The sequence below is a fragment of the Paraburkholderia sp. GV068 genome (genome assembly GCF_003058125.1).
In the GTDB taxonomy this organism is placed as follows: Bacteria; Pseudomonadota; Gammaproteobacteria; order Burkholderiales; family Burkholderiaceae; genus Paraburkholderia; species Paraburkholderia graminis.
This window is the reverse complement of the sequence record NZ_QBUB01000001.1, coordinates 476446-495335: the sequence shown is the minus strand read 5'-3', so window position 1 is coordinate 495335 and position 18890 is coordinate 476446. Positions and strand designations below refer to the sequence as shown.

The window sequence follows — 18890 nt, the reverse complement described above, 5'->3', positions numbered from 1 at the left end:
AACGGCAACCAATATAAATCCGGCTATCCATAGCCGGCTTTTGTGCGCCTCATAATGGGCGATGAGACCCATTTCCGATTATCGCGCCCACTCCGTCCACGAAAATAACAGCGCGGAGTTTTTCCAAGTGAATAAAAGCTATCAATCAATCTGGTGTGAAACGACGGCAACGTGGGTAGCGGCGCCCGAGACGTCGAAGGCGAAGACGAAGCGCGGTTCGTCGCGCAGGAAAGTCGTCGTGCAGGCAGTGCTGGCCGCGGCTGCGGTGTTGGGTGCGGCGAATGCAATGGCGGCGACGGGCGTCAATGCGATCGAGGCGGGAGTTGGCGCTAATGCAGCGGGAGACGGCTCGGTCGCAGTTGGTGTAAATGCGAAAGCCTTGCAGGTCAATGCTATTGCCGTGGGTGCAAATGCAATCGCTTCTGGCGGGAACTCCATGGCTCTCGGCATGGGCGCTATGGCAAGCGGCGACCTCTCGACCGCGATGGGCCTTGTCGCCACGGCATCCGGCGACGGCTCCACGGCCGTAGGAACGGCTTCAGTGGCTGCAGGTGTGCGCTCGGTGGCGACCGGGTTTTATTCGCAAGCCAACGGCAGGGACTCGGTTGCAGCCGGTACTGGAGCCGTCGCGGACAAAGATGGCAGTACCGCTCTAGGCAGCGCTGCGCAGGCAAATGCGACAGTGTCGACCGCGGTTGGCTACGGCGCAACCGCTGGGGCGGCCGGCGCTGTCGCGCTGGGCGTGGCTGCCAGGGCGTCTGGGAACAATGCGTTCGCCGGCGGTCCGTTAGCAACGGCTGGGGGCGATAACTCCACGGCCCTCGGCTACGCGGCAAGCACCAGCGCTCTGAATTCGGTTGCGCTCGGCTATGCAGCCACGGCGTCGAAGAACAACGCGTTTGCAGGCGGTGCGTCAGCAATGGCTGCCGGCGATAACTCGACGGCGCTTGGCTATGCGGCAAGCAGCAGCGCATTGAATTCGGTTGCGCTCGGTTATGCAGCCACGGCGTCGAATAACAACGCGTTTGCAGGCGGTGCGTCAGCAATGGCAGCGGGCGATAACTCAACGGCGCTTGGCTATGCGGCAAGGACCAGCGCATTGAATTCGGTTGCGCTCGGTTATGCAGCAAGCACGAGCACTTCGAATTCGGTTGCGCTTGGGTATGCAGCGACCGCGTCCAGTAACAACGCGTTTGCCGGCGGACCGGCAGCAAACGCAGCGGGGGATAACTCCACGGCCTTGGGCTATGCGGCAAGCACCAGCGCATTGAATTCCGTTGCGCTCGGTTATGCAGCGACCGCGACAAGTAACAACGCGTTTGCTGGCGGTGCGTCAGCAATGGCTATCGGCGATAACTCCACGGCACTTGGCTATGCGGCAAGCACCAGCGCCTCGAATTCTGTTGCGCTCGGCTATGCAGCCACGGCGACCAGTAACAACGCGTTCGCCGGCGGTCCGTCAGCAATCGCAGCGGGCGACAACTCCACGGCCTTGGGCTATGCCGCAAGCACCAGCGCCTTGAATTCTGTTGCACTTGGCTATGCAGCGACTGCGTCAAGCAACAACGCGTTTGCTGGCGGCGCCTCGGCAATGGCTACCGGCGATAACTCGACGGCCCTCGGCTATGCGGCAAGCACGAGCGCCTCGAATTCCGTTGCGCTCGGCTATGCAGCCACGGCGACCAGTAACAACGCGTTTGCCGGCGGTCCGTCAGCAATCGCAGCGGGCGACAACTCCACGGCCTTGGGCTATGCGGCAAGCACCAGCGCTCTGAATTCGGTTGCGCTCGGCTACGCAGCGACCGCGTCAAGCAACAACGCGTTTGCCGGCGGTCCGTCAGCAATCGCAGCAGGCGACAACTCGGCAGCCCTCGGCTATGCGGCCTCGACAACGGGCTTGAATTCGGTCGCGATTGGCTATGGCGCTACTGCTTCGACCGACAACAGCGTTGCGCTGGGAGCTCAGTCAACGACGGGCGCGGATCTCACGAAGCCCGGCTATGTCCCCGCAGGCGCCGATCCGGCAACGATCGCTGGTATGAGTGCAAAAGGCGAGGTATCGGTTGGCTCTCAAGATAACGAGCGCCGCCTGACTCACGTCGCGGCTGGTGCGGACCCGACCGATGCAGTCAACCTGAGCCAGCTGCAAGCCGTCAGTGCAAGCGCCTCGCGCTACTTCAAGGCGAACGGTAACGGCCTTAACGACGGCACAGACGACGCCTCGGCTACCGGCGCGAACGCTGTCGCCATCGGCAGCTCGGCTCTGGCCGCTGGGGAAGCGAGCTTTGCCGCCGGCACGAGCGCGCAGGCCCAGGGCAAATTCAGTACCGCCGTCGGCGGGTTCGCCAGCGCGACCAACGACGGCTCCACTGCCCTCGGCTACCAGGCCAACGCGGCAAGCGACAACGCCACGGCCGTCGGTTATCAGGCAAGCGCACTCGCGACGAACTCGGTGGCACTCGGCCAGGGCTCGCTCGCCGATCGCGCCAACACCGTGTCCGTTGGGTCTGCCGGCAACGAACGTCAGGTCACCAACGTCGCCGCCGGAACGCAGGCAACCGACGCCGTCAACGTGAGCCAGTTGCAAGCCGTCAGTGCAAGCGCCTCGCGCTACTTCAAGGCCAAAGGGGCTAACGACGGCTTAGACGACGCCTCAGCTACCGGCACCACCGCCGTCGCGATCGGCAGCTCGGCGCTGGCCGCAGGCGAAGCAAGCTTCGCCGCCGGCACGAGCGCCCAGGCCCAGGGTAAATTCAGTACCGCCGTCGGCGGCTTCGCCAGCGCGACCAACGACGGCTCCACTGCCCTCGGCTACCAGGCAAACGCGGCAAGCGACAACGCCACGGCCATCGGTTATCAGGCACGCGCACTCGCACCGAACTCGGTCGCATTGGGCCAGGGCTCGCTCGCCGATCGCGCCAACACCGCCTCCGTTGGCTCTGCGGGCAACGAACGTCAGATCGCCAACGTCGCGGCCGGCAGCGCCGACACCGACGCCGTCAACGTCGCGCAGTTGAAAGCCGTAAGCGACCAGGGTGCCGCGACCGCCGCGAAGCTGGACGGCGCCGTGACGTACGACCGCAACGCCGACGGCAGCGTGAACAAAAGCAGCGTCACGCTCGGCGGCGAGTCCGCGAGCGGCGGCACGATCATCCACAACGTGGCCAATGGCATCGCCGCTTCCGACGCCGTGAATGTCGGGCAACTCGATGCAGCGATCAGCGGCGCGGTCAACAACGCCGTCGTCAATGCGGCGAACCCGTTCTTCAGCGGCGAAGGCAATCGCGACACCGAGGGCGCCATTTCATCGGGCGTGCACTCGGTCGCAGGCGGCGCCAACGCACAGGCCACTGGCACGAACGCGAGCGCAATCGGCGCGAACTCGGTGGCAAGCGGCAACAACGCGAGTGCGATCGGCGCGAACTCGGTCGCGAGCGGCAACAACTCGACGGCACTCGGTGCGGCCGCCGCGGCAAACGCGGACAACTCGGTCGCGCTGGGCCAAGGCTCGGTCGCCAACCGAGCGAACACCGTATCGGTCGGCGCGGGCGGTCAGGAGCGGCAGATCACCAATGTCGCAGCCGGCGTGCAAGGTACGGACGCGGTCAACGTCAACCAGTTGCAGCAAAGCGTGAGCGGCGCGGTCGGCGAGGCGCATAACTACACCGACGACCAGATCCGCTCGGCCCGACGCGATTCGTATGGCGGCACGGCATCGGCGCTGGCAATGGCCGGTTTGCCCCAGGCTGTGCTGCCTGGCCACGGCATGGTCGCGATGGCCGGTGGCACGTATGGCGGCCAGTCGGCGCTGGCCATCGGCGTGTCGCAGTTGTCCGAGACCGGCAAGTGGGTCTACAAGCTGCAAGGCAGTACGGACTCGCGCGGGCAGTTCGGCGCGTCGCTGGGTGCAGGCATGCACTGGTGAAAAACAGCGTCGTGGAACCGGAGCACGGCCGTCCGACACCCACGACGCCGGGTAAAGCAAACGTAGTGTGCAGGTAGCCCCAAGCCCAGCTCCGGCTTGGGCACGTTTGCGCGTGATGCGCTCCTACAAGGAAAGCATCACGCGCCTTTTTCAGCATCGAAGAAGACGTGAAAGCGAGAGAGTTCGCGTTGCAGCGGCCCCCGCCCCGCACACAAGAACGAGGCAAAAACGCAGTGGCGAGCCAAACGATCGCACTATCGCACTACAAGAAGACGCCTGCTCACAGCCACTCACGGCTCATGCGAACGACGGCACAAACCTCGCGCCCCGGAAAATCATCGCGCTCCGCAAACTCGAGAACCGCCGCCCCACCTCACCGCTGCATCGAATCCCAAACCTTATAAAGCCGCTTGACCGACACAGGCATCGGCGTGCGCAACTCCTGCGCGAACAGCGAAACGCGCAATTCCTCCAGCAGCCAGCGGAATTCGGCAAGACGCGCATCCAGCACGCCGCCGCGCTGCGCGACCGCGCGCTGATAGTTCTGCAGCAAAGGCTGGAAGTCGGCGAACTGCCGTGCATCGCGCGCGGGGTCCGCTTTCAGCTTGTCGATTCGCAGCGCAATGCCCTTCAGATAGCGCGGGAAATGCGTCAATTGCGAATACGGCGTATCCACCACGAACCGCTTGCCGATCAGCGCGTCCAGTTGATGCTGGATATCGGCGTACGCCGCCGTGAACGACTTCGCCTGCACGAGCTTTTTCAGCACGCTCGCGTATTCGCCGAGAATCTGCCCGACCAGCCGCGCAATCTCCTGAGCCAGCAACGTGAGCCGGCTGCGCCCTTCATCGCGGCGCGTATGGAAGCTGACGTCGTCGTCCGGCAACGGATCTTGCAGGCACGCACGATCGAGCGCGGTGTCGATCAACTGATCGCGCAACTCTTCCTGCGTGCCGCGCGTCATGAACTGCATCGCCATTTCGCGCAAGCCCGGCAGATTTTTCTCGAGATACTTGATCGGTTCCTTCAACTGCAAAGCGAATAGCCGACGCAGACCCGCGCGATGAATCCGCGCCGCTTCATCGGGCGAATCGAACACTTCGACATCACAATGCGTACCGCGATCCACTAGAGCCGGATAACCGAAAAGCGTCTGTCCGCCGCGGCGAATTTCGAGCAACTCGGGCAGCTTGCCGAAATTCCACGTCGTCAGGTTTTCGTACAACGCGGTGCCGCCGGCGCCTTGCGTCGCAGTCTGCGGCCCCGGCGGCGCTGCGCCCTTGCTGCGCGACGCCGCACCGGCCGGCGCAGATGTCGCCGCCTGGCCGCGCGAGCCCGCAACATCCGCGAGCGCCGCACCCGCCGCGCTCGACGCAATCTTCTGGAAATGCTGCTGCGCCTGCCCGCCGAGTTCCGCGCGCAATTGCGCCAGGTTGCGGCCCATCGCGAGTTGCCGCCCGTGCTCGTCGATAACCTTGAAGTTCATGAACAGATGCGGCGGCAAGGTTTCGAGCTTGAAATCCGCCTGCTTCAGCGCGATCTGCTTCTGCTCGCGCACGTCGGCGATCAGCGCTTCGAGCAACCCGCCCGCGGCGAAACGCGGCGCGGCGTGCCGGTCGACGAAACCTGCCGCGTATTCCGGCAGCGGCACGCAGTGGCGCCGCAACTTCTGCGGCAATGACTTCAGCAGCAGGTGCGTCTTCTCCTTCAGCATGCCGGGCACGAGCCACTCGCAGCGCCGCGCGTCGACCTGATTCAGCGCGAAGAGCGGCACGGCGAGCGTGACGCCGTCGCGCGGCGAACCCGGCTCGAAATGGTAGCTAAGCGCCATGTCGACACCCGACATCGTCATCCGTTTCGGGAACAGATCGGTCGTCACGCCCGCGGCTTCGTGGCGCATCAGATCGTCGCGCGACAGATACAGCAGGCGCAGTTGGTCCTCCGCCTGGCCGCTCTTTTTCACCTCGTCGCGATACCAGCGCTCGAACGCCGCGCCGGTGTAAATGCCCTTCGGCAGCGTCTGATCGTAGAACGCGAAAATCAGCTCATCGTCGACGAGCACGTCCTGGCGACGCGACTTGTGTTCCAGTTGTTCGATGTCGGCGAGCAGCTTACGGTTGTGCGCGAAAAATCCGAGCTTCGTGTCGAATTCGCCTTCGACAAGCGCGCCGCGGATAAACAGCTCGCGCGCCCGCGCGGGGTCCTGCTTGCCGAAGCTCACGCGGCGCCGGTGATAGATCGGCAGCCCATACAAAACCGCGCGCTCGAACGCCGACACCTGCGCCGCGCGCTTCTCCCAATGCGGCTCGGACAGCGATTTCTTCAGCAGATGCGCGCCGATTTTCTCTATCCACTCGGGCTCGATCCTCGCGATGCAGCGCGCGTACAGACGGCTCGTCTCGACCAGTTCCGCGGCCATCACCCACTTGCCCGCCTTCTTCACGAGCGCCGAGCCCGGCCACAGATAAAACTTGATGCCGCGCGCGCCGAGGTAATACGGCTCGTCGTCGGCCTTGAGACCGATGTTGCCGAGCAGACCCGTCAACAGCGCAAGATGGATCTGCTCGAAGGTCGCCTCGGCTTCGTTCAGACGCCAGCCGTGTTCGCGCACGACCGTCAGCAATTGAGAATGCACGTCGCGCCATTCCCGCAGACGCAATTGCGACAGAAAGTTCTTCCGGCATTCCTCGTGCAACTGCTTGTTCGACTTCTTGTGCGCGATGGCTTCGTCGAACCAGTTCCAGATTTTCAGCCACTGCAGGAATTCCGAGCGCTCGTCGGCAAAACGGCGATGCGCCTGGTCGGCCTGCTCCTGCGCCTCGATCGGACGGTCGCGCGGGTCCTGCACCGACAACGCGCTCGCGATGATCAGCACTTCCTTGAGCGACTGCTGATCGCGCGCGGCGAGAATCATCCGGCCGACGCGCGGGTCCAGCGGCAGACGCGCGAGTTCGCGGCCGAGCGGCGTGAGCTGATTGTCGTCGTCGACGGCGCCGAGTTCGTTCAGCAGTTGATAGCCGTCGGCGATCGCGCGCCCAGGCGGCGGCTCGATAAACGGAAACGTCTCGATCGCGGTCAGATGCAGCGACTTCATGCGCAGAATCACCGACGCCAGCGACGAGCGCAAAATCTCCGGATCGGTAAAGCGCACGCGGCTCTGATAATCGCTCTCGTCGTAAAGACGAATGCAGATGCCGTCGGCCACCCGCCCGCAGCGCCCTGCCCGCTGATTCGCGGCGGCCTGCGAGATCGCCTCGACCTGTAACTGCTCGACCTTGTTCCGATACGAATAGCGCTTCACGCGCGCGAGGCCCGTGTCGACCACGTAGCGAATGCCCGGCACTGTCAGCGAGGTTTCCGCGACGTTCGTCGCGAGCACGATGCGGCGCGCGTTCGAGGTGCGGAACACGCGCTCCTGCTCGGCGGCGGACAGGCGCGCGAACAGCGGCAGGATTTCCGTATGCGGCGGATGGTGCTTGCGCAGCGCCTCGGCGGCATCGCGAATTTCGCGCTCGCCCGGCAGGAAGACGAGCACGTCGCCGGGGCCTTCGCGGCACAGTTCGTCGACGGCGTCGACGATCGCTTCCATCAGATCGCGGTCGCGCTCCTTGCCGGATTCGCGCGGGCTTTTCGGACGGTCGCCGCGCGACGCGCCAGACGTACCCGACGAGCCCGACGTGCCCTGCGCCGCCTTGATCGCCGGGCTTTCTTCCGCGACCGGACGGTAGCGCACCTCGACTGGATACAGCCGGCCGCTCACTTCGATCACCGGCGCGGGTTTCTCTTCACTGCCGAAGTGGCGCGCGAAGCGGTCGGCGTCGATCGTCGCCGACGTCACGATCAGCTTCAGATCGGCACGCTTCGCCAGGATTTCCTTCAGGTAGCCGAGCAGGAAATCGATGTTCAGGCTGCGCTCATGCGCCTCGTCGATGATCAGCGTGTCGTACGCCTTCAGCAGCGGATCGGTCTGCGTCTCGGCGAGCAGAATGCCGTCCGTCATCAGCTTGACGGATGCACCCGGCGACAGATTGTCGGTGAAGCGCACCTTGTAGCCGACCACTTCGCCGAACGGCGTGCCGAGTTCCTCGGCGATGCGCCGGCCCGTCGCCGAAGCGGCGATGCGGCGCGGCTGCGTGTGGCCGATCAGACCGGCGCCGCCCGCGCCGAGACCGCGCCCGAGCGCGAGGCAGATTTTCGGCAACTGCGTGGTCTTGCCCGACCCGGTCTCGCCGGACACGATCACCACCTGGTTTTCGGCGATGGCCTTCGCGATTTCATCGCGGCGGGCGGATACCGGCAGCGCTTCTGGGAAGGTGATCGGCGGAATCGGGTTCGGCTGGACGACACGCGGCTCGCGTGGCGGACGCGGCGGACGGGCTTCCTGCGGCTGACGTGGCGCGCGCTGCTGCTGCGGCTCACGTGGCGGGCGCGGCCCACGCGGTTCTTGCGGCTGGCGTGGCGCACGCGGTTCACGTGCTTCACGCGGCTCGCCTGCTTCGCCAGACCCACGCGATCCGCGAGACTCAGCATGCTCCGCTTGCTCGGCGCGACTTTTTTCCTTCGCGGACGCCTCGCCGCCAGACACGACACGATTCGGCTCGCGCGCCTTGCGGGGCACGTCCGGCTCGCCGCGGTTCGCGTCCTGGTCGGCGCGGCGCTTGGCGTCGCCGGCCTTCGTTTGATCGGCGGCCGGCGCCGCATTCTCGTTCGCCGCGGCGGGACTTTTGGGTACATTCGACATGGGGGCGCATTATAATCCCGGGCATGAATTCCCAAACCGACCTCGTCCCCGCGCCCGCGAGCGTTCCGGCCCCCGACGGAGCAACGGAACAGCTTGCACAGCACGCGCAATTCGTCGACTGGATGCGCTCAGTCGCCCCTTATATCCACGCGTTCCGGAACAAGACGTTCGTCGTCGGTTTCGGCGGCGAAGTGGTGCATCAGGGGCTCCTGAATGCGCTCGTGTCGGACATCGCGCTGTTGCAGGCCATGGGCATCCAGATCGTTCTGGTGCACGGCTCGCGTCCGCAAGTCGAGGAGCAGATGAGCCTGCACGGCGTCGAGTCGGAGTTTTCGCACGGCATGCGCATTACCGACGCGCGCGCGCTCGAATCCGCGAAAGAAGCCGCCGGCGAAGTGCGCCTGGACATCGAGGCGGCCATCAGCCAGGGCTTGCCGAATACGCCGATGGCGCATGCGCACATCAGCGTCGTGTCGGGCAACTTCGTGACCGCGCGGCCGGTCGGCATTCTGGACGGCGTGGACTTCGCGCACACCGGCGTGGTGCGCAAGATCGACGCCGATTCAATCCGTCATTCGCTCGCGAGCCGCAAGCTCGTGCTGCTGTCGCCGCTCGGTTTTTCGCCGACCGGCGAGGCCTTCAATCTCGCCATGGAAGACGTCGCCTCCGCGGCGGCCATCGCGTTACGCGCGGACAAGATTGTGTTCCTCACCGAAACGCCCGGCCTCATGCAGGCAGGCGAAGACGGCACGGAACTGATCCGCGAACTGTCGCTCGACGACGCGTACAAGCTGCACGAAAGCGGCGAAGTCACCGGCGACGCGGGCTTCTATCTGAAGCACTCAATCCGTGCATGCCGCGGCGGCGTGGCGCGGGCGCACATCATCCCTTACGCGCTCGACGGCAGCCTGCTGCTCGAACTGTTCCTGCACGACGGCGTCGGCACGATGATCTCGTACGAGAATCTCGAAAGCCTGCGCGAAGCGACACCGGACGACGTCGGCGGCATTCTTGCGCTGATCGAGCCGCTCGAATCGGACGGCACGCTGGTGCGGCGCGGGCGGCATCAGATCGAACGCGACATCGACCATTTCTCGGTCATCGAGCACGATGGCGTGCTGTTCGGCTGCGCGGCGCTGTATCCGTACACGCAGGAACGCATCGGCGAAATGGCGTGTCTGACGGTGGCGCCCGAAGCGCAAGGCACCGGCGACGGCGAGCGTCTGCTCAAGCGCATCGAGCAGCGCGCGCGGGCGCGCGGCCTCACGCGCATCTTCGTGCTCACCACGCGCACCGAACACTGGTTCCTCAAGCGCGGCTTCGTCAAGGTCACGGTCGACGACCTGCCCGAAGACCGTCGCCGGCTGTACAACTGGCAGCGCAAATCGCTCGTGCTGATGAAACAGCTCTGAGCGGTCGCCAGCAGCGACTGCCCGTTCAATCGAATTCACTAACCCCTTTTTCATGGGACCGGAGTAAGGGCTCAAGCACCCGACTCCCGTCGACACAGGAGAAGCACAGCATGACTCGTATGGTTCAATGCGCGAAGCTCGGCAAGGAAGCCGAAGGCCTCGATTTCCCGCCGCTGCCGGGCGAACTCGGCAAGCGGATCTACGAAAGCATTTCGAAGGAGGCGTGGCAAGCCTGGTTGAAGCAGCAAACCATGCTGATCAACGAGAATCGTCTGAATATGGCCGATCCGCGCGCGCGCCAGTATCTGATGAAGCAGACCGAAAAGTTCTTCTTCGGCGAAGGCGCGGATACGGCGCAGGGTTATGTGCCGCCGGCGAGCGAGTGAACGCGGGTTGAGCGCGGGTGAACGCTGAGCGCTGAGTTTCTCTATCAGCATCAGGGTCCTCTCGCAGCGGCAACCGCAGCGACGAAATCCGCGCCACCGTGCGCGGATTTTTTTCGCCTCGGAACTCGCGCCGAAACCATCGGCGAGGCTGCCCCAAAACTCCCCAAACGGTACATTTTCGAGCCGTTTTAAGCCCCTTCTGGAGACCGCCGCGATCGCCGGAATCCCCCACCGGGCAAGGGATTGCGCGCCTGCGCCAAGGCTCCCGGCCAAAACCGGGTTTGCACGATCCTCTGTCATCGTGCTAACATGTGCATCGTTCCAACAGCAATTCACCTTCATTCGCGTTCTCTGACCTTGCGACACCAAGTGCTTGCACTGCGCGTGTCCATCGCGATGGAACAGTTTTTATACAAGAAGGCTTGTCGGTCGTATCGTCGTTTGAGATTGCCCTGAAGCTGCCCTGAGGTCATCCCCAGAGGCAAACCAGGCGGCGAATAAAGCACCGGCCTTTTTCGTTTCAAGCCTTCCAGTGGCGTGCGGTCCGGCTTCAGCCACCCGCGTCCTCATGCGCTTGCCCCCTTCACGGCCAGGCAGGCGCAATAGTCAGCACAATCTAGACGAGTGTTTTTTCGCGACCAGGCTCGCGAGGCACGGACGTTTGCTGCTTTTGCGGCCCTGGCTGCGCGTCGCGTTTCTTTTTACGCGCGCCCGCTCTTTCGCCGTCGCGGCGAAGAGGCCTTGCCCCGTTTGCGAAACTGCACTTTCCAGCAACCGTGGCGGAACGCATCATGAGTTTCGTCGCAGTCATCGGAGTTTTTACCTTGACCGCTTCCAGCAACGGCTTCTGGCGACACCACAAACAAGAACAACGCCTCTCTCTCGACGACATCACCGTCGTCGACAAGTCTCTCCTCAAGCGTGCCGTCGGCGCCATGGCGCTCGGCAACGCAATGGAATGGTTCGATTTCGGCGTCTACAGCTACATCGCTGTGACGCTCGGCAAAGTGTTCTTCCCGTCGTCGAGCCCGTCCGCCCAGTTGATCGCGACCTTCGGCACGTTTGCCGCGGCGTTTCTCGTGCGGCCCGTCGGCGGCATGGTGTTCGGTCCGCTCGGCGACCGCATCGGCCGTCAACGCGTGTTGGCAATGACCATGATCATGATGGCGCTCGGCACCTTCGCGATCGGGCTGATTCCGAGCTACGGGTCGATCGGCATTCTCGCGCCGGCCTTGCTGCTCGTCGCGCGTCTCGTGCAAGGCTTTTCGACGGGCGGCGAATACGGCGGCGCGGCGACCTTCATCGCTGAATTTTCGACGGACAAGCGCCGCGGCTTCATGGGCAGCTTCCTCGAGTTCGGCACGCTGATCGGCTACGTGCTCGGCGCGGGCACGGTCGCGGTTCTGACGGCTACGCTGTCGAACGAGGCGCTGCTGTCGTGGGGCTGGCGTGTGCCGTTCCTGATCGCCGGTCCGCTCGGGCTCGTGGGTCTTTACATCCGCATGAAGCTCGAGGAAACGCCCGCGTTCAAGAAGCAGGCCGAGCAACGCGAAGCCGAAGACAAGGCGCTGCCGAAGCAGTCGCTGGGCAATCTGCTCGTGCAGCAATGGAAGCCGCTGCTGTTGTGCGTCGGCCTCGTGCTGATCTTCAACGTCACCGACTACATGGCGCTCTCGTATCTGCCGAGCTATCTGTCGGCCACGCTGCACTTCAACGAGTCGCACGGTCTATTCATCGTGCTGCTCGTGATGGTGCTGATGATGCCTGCGACGCTCGCAGCCGGCCGTCTGTCGGATGCGATCGGCCGCAAGCCGGTGATGCTGTTCGGCTGCGTGGGTCTCTTCGCGCTGTCGATTCCGGCGCTGCTGCTGATCCGCATGGGCACGCTGCTGCCGGTGTTCAGCGGGCTGATGATTCTCGGCGTGCTGCTGTCGTGCTTTACGGGCGTGATGCCGTCGGCGCTGCCGGCGCTGTTCCCGACGAAGATCCGTTATGGCGCGCTCGCCATCGGCTTCAATGTTTCGGTGTCGCTGTTCGGCGGTACGACGCCGCTCGTGACCGCATGGCTCGTCGACCGCACCGGCAATCTGATGATGCCCGCGTACTACCTGATGGGCGCGTCGCTGATCGGCATCGTGTCGGTTGTCGCGCTGCGCGAAACGGCACGCAAGCCGCTGCTCGGCTCGGGCCCATGCGTGGCGACGCGCGCGGAAGCGCACGCCGTGCTGCGCGGCGAACGCGAAGCGGAAGAGATGGACGAAGGCTATGCCGCGACCGCTACGGCGCGTGCGTGATTTAAGGGCGAACTGCGGCGCTTGTTGTAAGCATCGCAAGTAGTGCAAGTAGTACAGGACGGGCCGGCATTGCAGCCGGCCCGTTTTCATTTCAGCAGCGGATCCACACGTGCCTCGGCCCGCGCGCCTTCGATTGTCAGGATGCCGGCCGAAACCGGCAGCTTGAATCGCCGCGGGCCTGCGCTGCCGGGATTGACGAACAGCACCCCGTCGCGCTCGCTAATCGACGGCTTGTGAGAGTGTCCGGTCACCACCACGCCGATAGCTTCTTTACGCGGATCGGCCGGCACGTCGGCGATATCGTGCACGACGAGGATCGTGACTTGCTGCACGGCGAGCGTCGCATGCGTCGGCAGCGATGCGGCCCACTCGCCGACGTCGTTATTGCCGCGCACCACGGTGAGCGGCGCGATTTGCACGAGCGCGTCGAGCACCGCTTCGTTGCAGATGTCGCCGGCGTGGATGATCGCGTCGCAACCCGCGAGATACGCGAGCGCCTCGGGCCGCACGAGGTTATGCGTGTCGGAGATGAGGCCGATGCGGGCTGGCGGCGGATGGGGTGTGGCTGAAGTCATGACGACAGTATCCGTGAAGCCCGGGCTGGTTCGCAAACCGCAAACGAGGCGCGCGCAGACGGTAACTTGCCGGCGCGGGTGCAATCAATCCACTGGCTGCCGCAACGAAGCTTCACGCGACACTTCTTGCGCGGGCCGCCTCGCATCCAGCATGCGCCGCGTCGCGCCGTGCACGACGATGCACACCGCCGACGCACACGCGAAGCTCAACCACACGCCATAGCGCGGCAGCAGCACCGCGGTCACAGCGAAGAATGCGGCGAACGAGCCGCGCCCGACCACCATGCCGCGCATCAGCAACGCGACAAAATCGGGTCCATGCTCGCGCTGCGCCGACACGGCGAGCACCATCCCAAGCAACGGAAACACGGAAAGCAAGCCGCTCCACGTCGCGCCCATCGACGCTGCAAGGCTCGTCACCGCAAGCGTCAACAGCGCGCCCGCGAGCATACGCACCACGAGATCGCCGAAGCCGGCGCGCGTGGCCGGCACATGCCCCGTCGCGCGCGGCAAGCCGCATTGCGAAACCGCGACCGCCACGCAAGCCACGGCGAGAGCCCACGCGAGCGACGCGGGCAGTCGCGTCAACAACAACGCCGCCACGAACCACCCGCTCATGCCCGCGACCAACGCAAGCGGCCACGAGAAACGGCGGCAACTCCACGCATACGCAAAGTTGAAGGCTTCCGACGCGGCGATCGCCGCAATCGACGCCACCGACGCCTGCGCCGCGAACGACGGCCCTCGCGCGAGCGCAAGCAGCAGCACGATCGGTCCGGCGACGACCGGCAGGCCCGCGAGCCAGCCCGCCACCGACGGCCCCCACAAGCGCGCCGCCATCGTCAGCGCGGCGAGGAACGCCGGCACGAGCGCAAGCTTGAGCGCCAGCACCCTCAACCTTCCAGCACGTGCTCAATCCGCCGATCCGGCACGAGCCACCACGCAGCAGCGAGCGTATAAAGCGCCGCCGAAATCAACGGCTCAATGAACGCGAGCGCGATGCCCGCCAGATAGATCGCGACCGACACCCTGCCCTTGAAGTCGTTGCCGACCGCCTTCGCAAGCGCCGAGTCGAGGCCGTGCTGACGGATGAGCAAGCGCGTCAGAATGAAATAGGCGATCGCCGACATGAACAGCACGACGCCGTACAGCGCGGTCGGCCACGAAGCGAGATGGTTCTCGCCGACCCAATGCGTGACCGCGGGCAGCAGCGACAGCCAGAACAGCAGATGCAGATTGGCCCACAGCACGCCGCCGCTGACCTTCGTCACGGCATGGAACAGATGGTGATGATTGTTCCAGTAGATGCCGACGTAAATGAAGCTCAGCACATAGGCGCAGAACACCGGCAGGAGCGGCCGCAGCGCGGCGAGGTCGAAGCCTTCCGGTACTTTGATTTCCAGCACCATGATCGTGATGATGATGGCGATCACGCCATCGCTGAAGGCTTCGACGCGTCCCTTGCCCATCGGCGGTTCCTCGAGTGAATGCGGGTTAAATGCGGGTTAAATGCGGGTTAAATGCGGGTTAAATGCGGGTTGAATGCGGGTCCAATGCAGGCTGAATGCGGACCGCGCATACATCGCACGCACGGCCCGCGCCGCTCGCGATTATCCGCGATGCCGCAACGCGTTGTCGATCCACGTCTTGCGATCGGCCTCTTGCAATCCGCCTCTTTCGAGCCGCGCTATTCCAAAGGCTTCAGACCGTCAAGCAGCGTAGGAATCAATTCGCTGATGGTCGGATGGATGTGCATCGCGTATTGCAAGGTCGGATACGGCGCGCCCGCCGTCATGATGTCGATGAACGTATGGATCGCCTCGTCGCCTTCTATGCCGTGGATCGCCGCGCCGAGAATCTGCTTGCTACGCGCATCGACGAGCACCTTCATGAAGCCGTCGGTTTCGCCGCGTTCGCGCGCGCGGCCCACGCGCGCCATCGGCATCGTCGCGATCAGCGCGTCGCGGCCGCTCTTGCGCACGTCGTCCTCGGAAAGCCCGACGCGCGCAAGCGGCGGATCGACGAATACCGCATACGCCATGATGCGCGTGTCGACCGTGCGCGCGCCGCCGTCGAGCAGATTGGCCGCGACGATCTGGTAATCGTCGTAGGACGTATGCGTGAACGCGCCGCGTCCGTTGATGTCGCCGATCGCCCACACGCCCGGCACGTTGGTGCGCAGTTGGCCGTCGACGGGAATCGTGCCGTGCCGGTCGGTCTCGATGCCGGCGGCGGCGAGCCCGAGGTCGTCGGTATTCGGTTCGCGGCCGGTCGCGAACAGCAGATGCGACGCCTCGAGCGCCGGCACGTTCTGCTCGAAGCCGATGCACACTTCGTTCTCGCGATGCGGATGCGGCTCGACGCGCGAAGGCTGCACGCCGAAGCGGAACTCGACGCCTTCGCGAGCCAGCACCTGCTGCACGGACTCGGCAAGATCGGCGTCCTCGCGCGTGAGCACGCGCTCGCCGCGCACCAGCACGATCACTTCACTGCCGAAGCGGCGAAACACCTGCGCGAATTCGAGCGCGATATAACTGCCGCCGACGATCACGAGCCGGCTCGGCAACTCGGTAAGCTCGAGCAGACTGGAGTTGGTGTAATAGCGGATTCGCTCGATGCCTTCGAGCCGCGACACCACAGCGCGCGTGCCGGTATTGAGGAAGATTTCGTCGGCGCTGATTTCATGCAGCAGCGCGCCGTCCGGTCCGCTGACGGAAACCGTATGCGCGCCCGTGAAGCGCGCATGGCCGTTGAAGACCGTCACATTCTCGGTGCCGCGCAGCCATTGTTCGACGCCGTCGCGCGACTGCCCGATGATCTTGTCCTTGCGCGCCTTCACCGCCGACAGATCGACGTTGACCGAACCGCTCACCAGCACGCCGAGCCGCGCCGCGTGGCGCGCGACGTGGGCCGCGCGTGCGCTCGCCACATAAGCCTTGGTCGGCGTGCAGCCGACGTTCACGCACGTCCCGCCGAACGCCGCGCGTTCGATAACCGCCGTGCGCCGGCCGCTTTCGGCAAGACGCACGGCAAGCGGCGGGCCGCCTTGTCCGGTGCCGATCACAACTGCGTCGAAGTGCTGTGCCATGACGACTCTCCTTGCGGCTCGCGTGCGGGTCGTTGCATCTTACGCCCAGTCGCCGCCGCGCTCATGTCACCGCTCATGTCGCCGCGCTTGTCACCTCTCACGTCGCCGCATACGCATCCGCCAACGCCCGCGCATAAGCGCTCGCGCCGACCGGCCGGCTGTACAGATAGCCCTGCTGCTTGTCGCAATCGATCGAGCGCAGAAACGCCGCCTGCTCGGGCGTTTCCACGCCTTCCGCGGTGACGTTCATGCCGAGCGAATGCGCCATCGCCACCACCGCCTGGGTGATCGCAATCGAATCGCGATGATCCGGCAAGCCCGCGACGAACGACCGGTCGATCTTCAGGTTATGCAGCGGAAAGCGCTTCAGATACGACAGCGACGAATAGCCGGTGCCGAAGTCGTCGACGGAAATACGCACGCCCGTCGCGCTCAGTGTCTGCAACATCGGCAGCACGGTGTCGCTGTCGCTCATCAGAAGCCGCTCGGTGATTTCGAGTTCGAGCGCCGCCGGGTCGAGCCCGGACTGGTCGAGACAGCGCCTGATCCGCTCGACGAGGCCGTCGTTGAACTGACGCGGCGACAGGTTCACCGCGACGATCAGGTCGGGCGCGAGCGTGCGCCGCCAGCGCGCCGCCTGCTCGCACGCGTGCGCGAGCACCCATTCGCCGATCTCGGCGATCAGCCCCGCGTCTTCCGCGACTGGAATGAACTCGGCGGGCGACACGTTGCCGAGCTCGCTGTTGTACCAGCGCAAGAGCGCCTCGGCGCCGATGGTGCGGCCCGCGTGGCTGTCGACGATCGGCTGATACACGAGGCTCAGTTCGCCGCCGGCGAGCGCGCGCCGCAGCGACTGCTCGATCACGAAGCGGCGCTGCAGTTGCTGGTTCAGCTCGGCGGTGAAGAACTGGAAGTTGTTGCGGCCGCGCTGTTTCGCGTGATACATCGCCGAGTCGGCGTTGCGCATCAGCGTCGGCGCGTCCTGGCCGTCTTCGGGAAAGCGGCTGATGCCAATCGACGCGCCCAGGTAGTACTCGTTGTCCGCCACCGCGAACGGCACCGCGATTTCGTCGAGGATATGACGGGCGAGCGCGATCAGCCGGTCGCTGCAATCGCTCGCGCCGACCACGATCACGAACTCGTCGCCGCCCACGCGCGCGAGCGTGTCGTCGGGGCCGACGCAGCCGGCGAGCCGCTGCGCGACGCTCTTCAGCAACGCGTCGCCGGCCTCATGACCGGCCGTGTCGTTGACCTTCTTGAAACCGTCGAGATCGACGAACAGCACCGCGACGTTCGCGAATTCGCCGCTGCCGTTCGGCGCGCCCGGCGCGAACAGGCTGTTCATCCGCTCGGTCAGATACGCGCGGTTGTAGAGGCCGGTGAGCGAATCGCGGGTCGCGAGGAATTTGAGCTGGCGCTGCGCCTCGCGCACGGGGCCAATATCGGTGAAGGAAATCAGCACGGAGTCGGGCTTGCTTTGGCCCGGCTTCAGGATCGGCACCACGTTCTCGGTGATCCAGATGACTTCGCCGCTCACCAGTTCGACGGCGAGCGTGACGCCGAGCATCGGCTTGCCGGTCGCGAGCACCTGGCTGGTGGGCCGCTCGTCTTCCTTCACGGGCGAGCCGTCCTCGTGAAAGCCGCGCACCATCACCGTGCGAATGCTGCGCCCGACGATTTGCGGCCCGGTGCGCAGCATGCGCTGCGCGCTCGGATTGCAGGCGAGCACGACGCCCTCGCGCGACTGCACGACGATGCCTTCGATCAGATGATCGACGACGAGCCGATGATGCTCCTCGCTGTTCGCGAGACGTTGCGCCATCGCGTCCTGATGCACGGCGAGCCCGACGCTGCGGCCGATGTCGCGCAGCATCGTCTCTTCCTGAGCAGTCGGCCGGCGCGGCTCGCGATGATAGACGGCGAACGCGCCGAGCACGGCGCCCGCGTCGTTTTCGAACGGCACCGACCAGCACGCGCGCAGGCCGAGCGGCAACGCGAGCGCGCGGAAGTCCGCCCACAGCGGGTCCGTCTCGATGTCCTCGACGACCACCAGCCGCCGCTCGTACATGGCCGTGCCGCACGAGCCCGCGCACGGGCCGATCGCGACACCGTCGATTGCCGCGCTGAAGTGCGCGGGCAGCGACGGCGCGCCGCCCATGCGCACATGCAGGCCGTCTTCGTCGAGCAACAGGATCGAGCATGCCGCGCCCGAACCGAGCAGCGCTTCCGCGCGGTGACACACCTCGTCCAGTAATTCCGGCAACGGCGTATTGCGGGTGATGAGCCGCAATACGCTGCGCTCCGACGCCAGCACCTCTTCGGCCAGATCCGGCCGGTATCGGCAACTATCGGGCGTCGCTCCTGCCTCCATGCGTGATGTCGCTTCGCGGTTCATATATGCGCCCCCCTACCCAACATCGGCAAGATTGTGTAAGCAGCGCACCAGGGTATACCCGTCGAATGCACAGG

10 protein-coding genes are annotated in these 18890 nt (G+C 65.0%); 4 read left to right on the top strand and 6 right to left on the bottom strand.

Annotated features, from left to right (window positions below):
- The first annotated feature begins 61 nt into the window (after window positions 1-61).
- Window positions 62-3925, top strand: a complete 3864-nt coding sequence (locus C8K18_RS02250; protein ID WP_107706542.1) for a YadA-like family protein — start codon at window positions 62-64, stop codon at window positions 3923-3925.
- Window positions 3926-4298: 373 nt separating this feature from the next.
- Here C8K18_RS02250 and hrpA read toward each other — a convergent pair whose 3' ends face one another.
- On the bottom strand, window positions 4299-8666 hold the full coding sequence (gene hrpA / locus C8K18_RS02245) for an ATP-dependent RNA helicase HrpA (RefSeq protein ID WP_107706541.1): 4368 nt from the start codon (window positions 8664-8666) through the stop codon (window positions 4299-4301).
- A gap of 23 nt (window positions 8667-8689) precedes the next feature.
- Here hrpA and argA point away from each other — a divergent pair, with 23 nt between their 5' ends.
- From argA to proP, 3 genes are all read left to right on the top strand, one after another.
- Window positions 8690-10078 carry an amino-acid N-acetyltransferase gene (argA, locus tag C8K18_RS02240; protein ID WP_006051235.1) on the top strand — a complete coding sequence of 463 codons (1389 nt, stop codon included), beginning with the start codon at window positions 8690-8692 and terminating at the stop codon, window positions 10076-10078.
- A 110-nt stretch (window positions 10079-10188) separates the two neighbouring features.
- A complete protein-coding gene (locus C8K18_RS02235; RefSeq protein WP_006051234.1) occupies window positions 10189-10464 on the top strand; it encodes an oxidative damage protection protein in 276 nt (91 codons plus the stop codon).
- Between the two features lie 791 nt (window positions 10465-11255).
- Window positions 11256-12758, top strand: a complete 1503-nt coding sequence (gene proP / locus C8K18_RS02230) for a glycine betaine/L-proline transporter ProP (RefSeq protein WP_029967528.1) — start codon at window positions 11256-11258, stop codon at window positions 12756-12758.
- A gap of 86 nt (window positions 12759-12844) precedes the next feature.
- On the opposite strand, the gene C8K18_RS02225 is transcribed toward proP, so the two are convergent.
- From C8K18_RS02225 to C8K18_RS02205, 5 genes are all read right to left on the bottom strand, one after another.
- Window positions 12845-13333 carry a metallophosphoesterase family protein gene (locus tag C8K18_RS02225; protein ID WP_029967529.1) on the bottom strand — a complete coding sequence of 163 codons (489 nt, stop codon included), beginning with the start codon at window positions 13331-13333 and terminating at the stop codon, window positions 12845-12847.
- Between the two features lie 84 nt (window positions 13334-13417).
- Window positions 13418-14224 carry a hypothetical protein gene (locus tag C8K18_RS02220; RefSeq protein ID WP_107706540.1) on the bottom strand — a complete coding sequence of 269 codons (807 nt, stop codon included), beginning with the start codon at window positions 14222-14224 and terminating at the stop codon, window positions 13418-13420.
- Between the two features lie 2 nt (window positions 14225-14226).
- On the bottom strand, window positions 14227-14802 hold the full coding sequence (locus C8K18_RS02215; protein WP_107706539.1) for a TMEM175 family protein: 576 nt from the start codon (window positions 14800-14802) through the stop codon (window positions 14227-14229).
- Between the two features lie 218 nt (window positions 14803-15020).
- Complete coding sequence (locus C8K18_RS02210) at window positions 15021-16421, bottom strand: FAD-containing oxidoreductase (protein WP_107706538.1); 1401 nt, start codon at window positions 16419-16421, stop codon at window positions 15021-15023.
- A 97-nt stretch (window positions 16422-16518) separates the two neighbouring features.
- Window positions 16519-18816: a bifunctional diguanylate cyclase/phosphodiesterase gene (locus C8K18_RS02205; RefSeq protein ID WP_006051228.1), complete on the bottom strand. Its 2298-nt coding sequence runs from the start codon at window positions 18814-18816 to the stop codon at window positions 16519-16521.
- Window positions 18817-18890 lie beyond the last annotated feature (74 nt).

Bases quoted from the DNA above. Each gene is read 5' to 3' on its own strand.
- C8K18_RS02225 (WP_029967529.1), bottom strand. From the start codon at position 13,333: ATGACTTCAGCCACACCCCATCCGCCGCCAGCCCGCATCGGCCTCATC.
- proP (WP_029967528.1), top strand. From the start codon at position 11,256: ATGAGTTTCGTCGCAGTCATCGGAGTTTTTACCTTGACCGCTTCCAGC.
- C8K18_RS02235 (WP_006051234.1), top strand. From the start codon at position 10,189: ATGACTCGTATGGTTCAATGCGCGAAGCTCGGCAAGGAAGCCGAAGGC.
- C8K18_RS02205 (WP_006051228.1), bottom strand. From the start codon at position 18,816: ATGAACCGCGAAGCGACATCACGCATGGAGGCAGGAGCGACGCCCGAT.
- C8K18_RS02215 (WP_107706539.1), bottom strand. From the start codon at position 14,802: ATGGGCAAGGGACGCGTCGAAGCCTTCAGCGATGGCGTGATCGCCATC.
- C8K18_RS02250 (WP_107706542.1), top strand. From the start codon at position 62: ATGAGACCCATTTCCGATTATCGCGCCCACTCCGTCCACGAAAATAAC.
- argA (WP_006051235.1), top strand. From the start codon at position 8,690: ATGAATTCCCAAACCGACCTCGTCCCCGCGCCCGCGAGCGTTCCGGCC.
- C8K18_RS02210 (WP_107706538.1), bottom strand. From the start codon at position 16,421: ATGGCACAGCACTTCGACGCAGTTGTGATCGGCACCGGACAAGGCGGC.
- hrpA (WP_107706541.1), bottom strand. From the start codon at position 8,666: ATGTCGAATGTACCCAAAAGTCCCGCCGCGGCGAACGAGAATGCGGCG.